Raw genomic sequence first — 8,371 nt, forward strand, 5'->3', positions numbered from 1 at the left:
TTAAAAAATCGCAATCTAAGATGGCTTTAATCATTACACACCGCATGAATAGTGTCAAGCAAGCTGATGAAATTATCGTGTTAGATCAAGGCAAACTAATAGAACAGGGCAACTTTGAAACCCTTATAAAGAAACAGGGCTTATTTTCTGAATTATATTTGAAGCAACAATATTAAAGCGACTTACCGCCCATACCCACGACTATAATTTCTCTCGTTTTCTATTTTTTGATTGTGTTCTCTAATCTTTCTATCCAGCTGTGTTGTTTTTGTATGAAGCTCTCTTGTTTCTTGTTCCATTCGTTTTGAAAGTCGTTCATCTGCTCGTTGAAAGAAGTCTCTAATTCGTTCTTTTGCGTTTCTGTAGATGTTTTTAATTGCGTTAATTGCGTCTCGTGTTCTTGCATAAAGGTTGTGTAGGATTGTTCTAACTCTTGCTTGAGCGTTGTTTCTAAAATCTCTAATTGTGTTTTCAATTCTTTGTATTGAGCTTGTGAAGTCTCTTGCTCTTTGATTTGAGCACTCTGTAATTCTTGTTGTAAAATCTGTTCGCACATTGTCTGTAAATCGTTTTTGAGCGAGACTTCTTTCTGTTCTAAGGTTTGCATTAATTGATTCAATTCGGCTCTCTCTGCTCTCTCTAAAGCTTGAAATTTGGCTAATAATGTGTTGTGCGTTTGGGATAGCGTTTCGTAGCTCTCTTTCAAGTTCAAGATTTCTGCCTCTAATTTCAAGTAATCGTTGCTTAGTTTTTGAAATTCTGCTGTAACTTTCTCTAGCTTGATCAATAGCTCGTTTCTGTCGTTCTCTAAACTTGCTATCTCGCTGTTCTTTTCTTTGAGCAAGATCTCTTTCTCGTTCTGTAAGTTCTCTATTTCGTTGATTAAAGCGTTCTGCAACTTGTTTAAGCAATTGTTCTGCATTTTTTCTCCTTATTTCTTGGTCGGTATTGGTTGGTAAAATCTTTGCAGATTGGCGTTGTCTAATTGGTCTATTCGCTGTTTGAATTGCAAATTTTCTTTCCGTAAAAGCTCTAATTCCTTGTTTTTGTAGGGCAGAATGATGAGAAAGTATGCCCCCATTGATATTGCTCCCATTACGACTAACCCCATGAGAAAATTTAAGGGCATCAGTAAGGATTTTTTGGTTAGGTTTTTGTAACATTGTTTCTCTAAGTCTATCAACTTCGCTTGTATAGTCTTGTTGTGTTCTTTGTTGGCTTTCTCTAGCTCCAGGTGGCTGTTCTTTAAAATCTCTTGGGTTGCTTGGATCAGCTTGGTGTAATCTTTCATAGTAGCGTTGTTTGTGTTCAATACGCTCGTGTAATTTGTTTTCAAGCTCTCGCAGTAGTTCTGCATGATTGTTATTAGCTCTTTGAGAGTTTGGGTATTCTCGTTGGCTCTCTCGCTGTCTAACTTCGCTAAGTTGCTCTCTAATGTCTGCAATAGTTCTGAATGTTTCATGGTAGTAAAATCCTTTCAATCGTTTGGCTTTAGGTTCGTTGGGTAGCTTGACACTGATATAATCCTTACCTTGTCTATTAACTTCGCATTGATTAGCCTTTAAAAAATTGATGATGTCATCTCGGCTATTAAATAGCGTTCCTAAGTTGTCTTGTATAAGCTTGTCTAGTTTTTCATAGGTTTCTAAAAGTTCTTTGCCTTGTGGGGTCTTTGTGTTGTGGTGTTGAATGGTGTTTTGTTTTTCTAAGTCTTTAGGGTTAGTAAAGGCGTGTTTTAAGTTGGTATAATCCTTCCAAATGTCAATGCGTGTGATGTCTGCACTATGGTAATAGGGGGTAAAGGCTTTTTGAGTTATCAAATCAATTCTAGGTATAACAAAATTCAACTCCAAACGCCCCTTGTCTGTGTGTTCTACCCATAAAATGTTGTAACGCCCTTGCATTTTTTCAGTCAATAAAGTGGTTTCAAAACTTTCTATCAATTCGTGTTTGAGATTTTCATCAATGTCAGGCTCTTCAAAGGATAAACACCCTACGCATGCCTTGTGTTTTTGAGTAAGAGAGAGTAAAAGGCTTTTAGTTAGATTAGCATCGCCCTTTAAAACTTTAGCTGTGCCTTGTTCTACCCTTTCATTAAGCAAGTAATTAACGCTCCCATCACCATCGCCGCCCCCTTGATTAATGCCCCAAAATTTAACCAACATACTTGGATCTTATTTGTTCTAACTGGTAACTGATTTCTATGAGTTGTTCTAAACCTAATCTATCCCATACTCCTTTATTAGTGTTGAGACATTTAGCGATTTGGTTTAAATTGTTTCCCCACTTAGCTAATTCAATAACTAGTTCTTTATTAGCAATCGCTTTTTTTTTAGATTTTGTTGGAGTTTGTGAGTTTTGAGTTAAAAGAGAGTTTAAAACCAATTGAGAGAAGTTTAAATTTTTTTCTTGCATTTGAGTTTGGATAGTTTGCCATTGTTCTTTAGATAACCTAAGACTTTTAATAATTTGTTTGTTTATATTCACTTGTTCCCTTATTTGATTTTTAGGGGGTCAAGGGGGATTACCCCATTGCAAGCTATTTTGTAATATTGTATTACAAAATATATGCTTGCCCCTTTTAATTGTAGTTTAGCATAGATTGACTGAGTTTTAGATATAATGGGACTACAATGTTGTTTAACACAAGGAGCTGAGATGTTGAAAGATGTAGAAGTAGGGGTTAAATTTTATAAGGAGCTTGGCAAATTAGAAAAACAATTAGCTAAGTATCAAAGTAAAGTTTTAGAAATTAAAACACAAATGAAAGAGATTAAAAAGCAATATTCTCAAGCTAAGAAAGAAGAGAAAAAAACTAAAAATTTAGAGACTTTACAAGCGATAAAAGATGTAGAGAGTGGGGCTAATTTTACAAAAATTGATAGTTTAGATGAGCTTACAAATGAGTTAAAAAGAGAAATACATGCTAACTAAGGATTTATCTAAACTCATAGAAAAACTGAATCACGAAAGAAAGAATGCTATCAAAAATGGCATTTACCACTTGATCCAAATCAAATTTTCTTACAACTCTAATCGCATTGAAGGAAGCGGTTTGACTTATGAACAAACCGCTCATATTTTTGATAAATCTGCTCTTATAACTGAAAAAAATGAAAATATCAAACTTGATGATATTTTTGAAACTATCAATCACTTTGAATGCGTAAATTACTTACTTGAAAGTTATAGAGAACCTTTGAGTTTAGAATACTTTAAGACCTTACACAAAATCTTAAAAAATAATTGCTCTGATGAAGTTATTGGTGATTTTAAAAAACGCCCTAATTTTGTAGGCAATAGCACCACAACAAGACCCAAATTGGTTGAAAGCGAGTTAACAAAACTTTTAAAAAATTACCAACGCAACCTTGAAGTGAGTTTGGAAAACATCATAGATTTTCATGTGGCTTTTGAAAAGATACACCCTTTTAGCGATGGCAATGGTAGGGTGGGGCGATTAGTGATGTTTAAAGAATGCTTAAAAAACAATATCATGCCTTTCATCATAGAAAACGAACACAAAGCCTTTTACTACAGGGGCATCAAGGAATATGACAACACAAAAGGCTACTTGAAAGACACCATTTTGCAAAGTCAAGACAATTTCAATGAAATGGTTAGCTATTTCTTTTCTAAATAGTCTGTTTCACTTCTACTCTCTTAGCATAGGTTTTACTCGTATAATCTTGAGACTAATTCTAGTTTGGTGTGTAAGTGTCCCACCACTTATGAATGGTCTTTGGGTCTATATTTGTTTCCTTATGGCAATCAATTTTTTTGCCTTGTGGGTTTTTGATACGCCATAGCAAAACCGCATTCTGTTTGCTGGGTCTACCATCTTTATTATTCCAAGTCTTTCCCTGTCGGCTCTGTTTAACATCTCTTATAGCCCTTGCTATTTCTAAATGATTTTCTTGGGTTTGACAATTTCGCCTATTCCTATCAATTCTTAACGCCGTAAGGATTTCAATATCCTTAATTTTAAAACACGCCATACCCTTATCGTAGCTCTCTAACGCACTATAAACATCTCGCTTAGTTAAGGGGTTAGTGTGGGGTATATCTTTTAATTTTTCAAAAACTTCTAACATATCCTTTTCTAGCTCTTGCTTGGATACATCGCATTTGTAAGCATAAATAGCCATACACATCATAAAAAAATAGCGATGCCCTCCCTTAGGCTCTTCACAACGCTTTTTCCACCACTCATACACATCTTTTTTAATATGCCATTTCTTTTTTTCTCTTTGTTCGCCCCTAACTATCACTCTCTCATACCATTCGGGAAATTTAATTTTAGTCTCTGCTAGGGTGTATTTGCTCGGTCTAAAACGCTTTAAAATATCCACTCTTTTATCTTCTTTAACATATTGGTTCATGTATTCCAAACTCACTCTATCGCCTGTTTTAAAGGCGATAATCTTATTGCCATGCTTTTCGTTAATGCTCCCTACCATTCTAAAAGATTGATTGATTGACTGATATTGAGTTTCTTTTTCTTTGCTAGTCTCTTTATAACGCCAAATATTGAATGTAAGAGCGTATTTATAAGCTTTAAGCTGGAGTTTGATATTTGGAAATAAATCTATAGGCTTATCAAACACATAATACACATGCAAACCTACCCCACTTAAAACAACAAATGTCGGTCTAGGTATAGGCCAAAAATATCTGTTAGGCTCGTTTTTTTCACAATATTTAACCACTTCAAAAAAAGCGGTAATTTCTTTTAACCCTACCCCATCTAAATCAAAAATTAAAGCGTTCATTTGTTGAGCATGAGCTAAGTCATTATACCTACCCCTATAACTTAAGCCGCTACATAGCGTTAAATCGTTTTCTAGCACAAAATCAATATAATCATCGCCCCAAGTGTCTTTAAGCATTATACGGCGTTTTAAAGCTGGTTTATCGGTATCATTTAGAGTTGTCTTTAAGTCTTTATACAAAAACACAGCATTTGGCTTAGAAAAATCCTTATTCATTTCACCCTTACTCTCACAATTAGGAAAAATAAAACTATAAAAATCCTCCCCATTGCTCCATTCTTCATAATCATTGTAAGTCAAAAAATTAAAACACTCCCAATAATCTTTTAACATTCCATGACCTCCAACCTATCATTTCATTTAGAAATTCACTTTTATTGTTATTTTTTCTTAAAATTTAACTTTTTAAAACAATAAATACCATTAAATAAAAAACCACATGATATTGCCTTACAAGTCCCATGTAATCGGTGAACTAGAGCTATGCTCTAGTTTGATATTTATCGTCAGCTAAAGCTGACACTAGGGGGCTTATATTTATCAATATTGTTTTTCCCTATTCTAGCGTAATTATCTACACACAATACTTATTACTGATATTACTTTTATAATAATTATTCATCTCTAATGATATAATTTGTATCGTTTTAGTTTAAGCAAAAAACCGGAGGTAAATTATGGAATTAGAAAACTTTTACACTGGATTAGATGAAATTAGTTTTGATATTATTGAGACTCATTTCTTTTTTGGAGATTCTACGGCTTGTTGTGCTAGTGGAACTTGTGACTGGCTGAAGTGAGCTCAATGAAGAAAGATACAGAACCAAATCGTTTAAGATTGTATGAGACTCTCTTCAACAATTGGTTCGACATTGAAGAAATTGTATCTATAGAAAAGTATATATCTAGGTATAGATATATACTTTTCAGACGAATGGAGTTCTTTTTAGTTCCGACCATTGCTAAACTAATATTTGATGCTAAGCAAAATAAAATTCCCAACGCATATGAATACTACTTTAACGACACAAAAATAATTCTAAACAAACTGCATGAAATTGGTATTTTAAACAGAGTTCGCTCAAACCTTGTCAATTTTACTATCCTAACAAAAAATACTATAGAAAAATCAATAGAAGCACTCTTGCTATCCAAGATTATTTCTTGTAAAAACGATATTAAGAGCATTGAAGTAGAGTTTAGTGATTTGCATTCGCTCGTTTTTACTTCCATACTAGTAACAATCAAAAAAAACAGAAAATTTTTTATTAAATCCTCACTAACAGACCCATCAAAAGTATTTTACGATGTATGCAAAATATTAAATATACACACAAAAAAGAAAAGTGTATATTGGCAATCGGACTTACTAAATGTAGCTGACTATATCGAATATGACCCTGATGTAAAGGATATAGAGTTTTTTTACAAAAGAGTTGCAGAATTAATGGCTGTTTCTGCAACATTAAATCTTACCGACATCCATCTAGAAAACTTGTTAGTCTCTGATGGATTACCAGTAATACTAGATTTTGAGACATTATTTACATTCAAAGAAACATCTTCTGGTCTTATTGACAACACTATAACAGATGTTGAGGCCACATTATTTATTGAACCAGTTCAAGAGCTTATCAATAACAACACACTTGACAATAAGAGGAGAAGTATTATTTCTGGGTTACAGGGTGGCGAGGTTAGGAACAAAAGTTTTCTCTACCCATTTGTGATTAATGATGGTAGCGATGAGTTTAGGGTAAGCTATAGAAAATTAAGTCATTATCAATCACATAATAGAATATCATCTAATAAAACTATTATACAACCGCATCTCTACTCAAAAATAATCACAAATTCCTTTACAGAAACAATGCTTGAAATTTGCAAAAACAGACAAAAATTATTAGATATTCTTAATGAAAACTACTTATCTAATTTTAAATACAGACATATCCTGAGACCAACATCATTCTATAGTTTTATATCTGTCAGAAGTTGGCAACCTAAAGAATATATTAACTGGGACACTTACTGGAATAAGATTGAGCTAACACTGGATAACCAACAAGTAAATTGTTTCTCAAAGAATGCCAAAAAACAAATCGTTCAATACGAAATACAAACCATACAAAAAGGACTTGTCCCATTATTCTATCGTGATATCAATACATGCAACCTGTATACAGCGGATTCACAAACAATAAAAAATGCTTTTAGGAAACCGCTAATTAAAAACATAAAAAGTAAAATTAGTCAAATATCCGATGAATACATTCATCAAAATGTTTTATCAATAGAAGAAAGCTTAAATTTATCCAGATCCATCAACCAGGAAGAGAAAAATATCGGATGGATACGATAAAAAGCATTCCTCTAAGGACTTTCATTTTACTCTATAAAAGCTCACCAAAATGTGTTGTGTTGGCATCAATTACAGTGCTATTTATCGGCATTATTCCATCTATAAATATTCTTGTTATGATAAGATTGATTGATATTGTGGTAGACCTATTGCAAAATCATACGCATTTTGAATACAGCTTGCTGTTACCAACTTTGCTACTATGGGGAGCCTTGCTGTTCTTAACGCATGTGTTCTCAGGAATTTCATCAAGCTTGCAAACCATTATTGCTGAACAATTTTCTATAAACATCATCACTCAGCTTGCTAATAAATTCACAAAAGTTAAAAATCTAAATTTTTTTGAAAACAAAGATCACACTATTAAGCTTAACGCTATCCATAACGGTCTATACATCCGTCCCCTAAATTATGTCAGTAATCTATTTTTTAACTTGCAACGCATTATAGGGCTTGTGAGTCTGTTTGGGATATTATTTTCCATTAGTATTTATCTACCCTTTATAATGATTTTTGCAACAGTGCCTTGTATTTTCATCTCCAATCATATAGCAAAAAAACATAGTGCTTCCATAGATAAGCTTCAAGACAAAAAAGAGAGCATACAAAATTATCTATATTCTGGACTAGATAACCAAAAGAACAAGGACAACCTATTATTTAACTTCATGCTAAATTTTCATCATAAATTTATTGAAAACAAAGAATTATATATCAATCATTTTGTGAAAATCGCCCAAAAAAACTTAATGCTTACCATATATGCTGATATTTTAATCACCACTCTAAGTATCGCACTATTTTTTCTAATGGTTTTTATTATCCTTTCAAAATTAATTGGTGTGGGAGCAATTGCTGGGTATATCCAAGCATTTAGCTCTACCCAACAGCAACTACAAGATTTATCATTTTATGGAAAGTGGTTTTTTGCTATCAATAAATACTTTGAAAATTATTTCTGTATTTTAGATTACAAAATGCCAAAACCAGAAACACAAATCAAATTAGAAGAAAAAATCCATAGCATTACATTTGAAAATATTAGTTTCTCTTATCCTAATTCAAAACTTATTTTTGAAAACTTTAATCTCTCTTTACACTCTGATAAAATTTATGCACTAGTCGGCAAGAATGCTAGCGGAAAAACCACGCTGATTAAATTATTGCTAGGGTTTTATATCCCAAATTCAGGTCAAATTATTATCAATAACAAATACTCGTTACAGGATTTAGAGCT

At 32.9% G+C, this 8,371-nt stretch carries 7 protein-coding genes and 1 pseudogene; 5 read left to right on the plus strand and 3 right to left on the minus strand.

Annotation, left to right across the window (positions count from 1 at the left end; translation table 11 throughout):
* A pseudogene (locus H7O61_RS07620) lies at positions 1-176 on the plus strand (ATP-binding cassette domain-containing protein); the annotation flags it as partial.
* 6 nt (positions 177-182) lie between these two features.
* Here H7O61_RS07620 and H7O61_RS07625 read toward each other — a convergent pair.
* Together H7O61_RS07625 and H7O61_RS07630 are read right to left on the minus strand one after the other, a co-directional pair.
* Positions 183-2,165 (minus strand): relaxase/mobilization nuclease domain-containing protein, encoded by a 1,983-nt coding sequence (locus tag H7O61_RS07625; protein ID WP_187875627.1) that lies wholly within the window; start codon positions 2,163-2,165, stop codon positions 183-185.
* Complete coding sequence (locus tag H7O61_RS07630; RefSeq protein WP_187875629.1) at positions 2,155-2,487, minus strand: plasmid mobilization protein; 333 nt, start codon at positions 2,485-2,487, stop codon at positions 2,155-2,157. Before H7O61_RS07630 ends, H7O61_RS07625 begins: the two co-directional genes overlap by 11 nt.
* Positions 2,488-2,658: 171 nt before the next feature.
* Here H7O61_RS07630 and H7O61_RS07635 point away from each other — a divergent pair, with 171 nt between their 5' ends.
* Both H7O61_RS07635 and H7O61_RS07640 read left to right on the plus strand, forming a co-directional pair.
* Entirely contained in the window at positions 2,659-2,934 is a 276-nt protein-coding gene (locus tag H7O61_RS07635; RefSeq protein WP_000910431.1) for a hypothetical protein, read from the plus strand.
* Entirely contained in the window at positions 2,924-3,643 is a 720-nt protein-coding gene (locus H7O61_RS07640; RefSeq protein WP_000956089.1) for a Fic family protein, read from the plus strand. Before H7O61_RS07635 ends, H7O61_RS07640 begins: the two co-directional genes overlap by 11 nt.
* A 58-nt stretch (positions 3,644-3,701) precedes the next feature.
* Here the strand turns inward: H7O61_RS07640 and H7O61_RS07645 are convergent, their stop codons facing one another.
* Complete coding sequence (locus tag H7O61_RS07645) at positions 3,702-5,105, minus strand: hypothetical protein (protein ID WP_000910440.1); 1,404 nt, start codon at positions 5,103-5,105, stop codon at positions 3,702-3,704.
* A 472-nt stretch (positions 5,106-5,577) separates the two neighbouring features.
* Here H7O61_RS07645 and H7O61_RS07650 point away from each other — a divergent pair, with 472 nt between their 5' ends.
* Together H7O61_RS07650 and H7O61_RS07655 are read left to right on the plus strand one after the other, a co-directional pair.
* Positions 5,578-7,134 (plus strand): DUF4135 domain-containing protein, encoded by a 1,557-nt coding sequence (locus tag H7O61_RS07650; protein ID WP_013356265.1) that lies wholly within the window; start codon positions 5,578-5,580, stop codon positions 7,132-7,134.
* A partial coding sequence (locus tag H7O61_RS07655) for an ATP-binding cassette domain-containing protein (protein ID WP_187875631.1) occupies positions 7,122-8,371 on the plus strand: 1,250 nt, incomplete at its 3' end. The genes H7O61_RS07650 and H7O61_RS07655, both read left to right, overlap by 13 nt.

The organism is Helicobacter pylori (assembly GCF_014496965.1).
In the GTDB taxonomy this organism is placed as follows: domain Bacteria; phylum Campylobacterota; class Campylobacteria; order Campylobacterales; family Helicobacteraceae; genus Helicobacter; species Helicobacter pylori_CZ.

Bases quoted from the DNA above. Each gene is read 5' to 3' on its own strand.
- H7O61_RS07625 (WP_187875627.1), bottom strand. From the start codon at position 2,165: ATGTTGGTTAAATTTTGGGGCATTAATCAAGGGGGCGGCGATGGTGAT.
- H7O61_RS07635 (WP_000910431.1), top strand. From the start codon at position 2,659: ATGTTGAAAGATGTAGAAGTAGGGGTTAAATTTTATAAGGAGCTTGGC.
- H7O61_RS07650 (WP_013356265.1), top strand. From the start codon at position 5,578: ATGAAGAAAGATACAGAACCAAATCGTTTAAGATTGTATGAGACTCTC.
- H7O61_RS07645 (WP_000910440.1), bottom strand. From the start codon at position 5,105: ATGTTAAAAGATTATTGGGAGTGTTTTAATTTTTTGACTTACAATGAT.
- H7O61_RS07640 (WP_000956089.1), top strand. From the start codon at position 2,924: ATGCTAACTAAGGATTTATCTAAACTCATAGAAAAACTGAATCACGAA.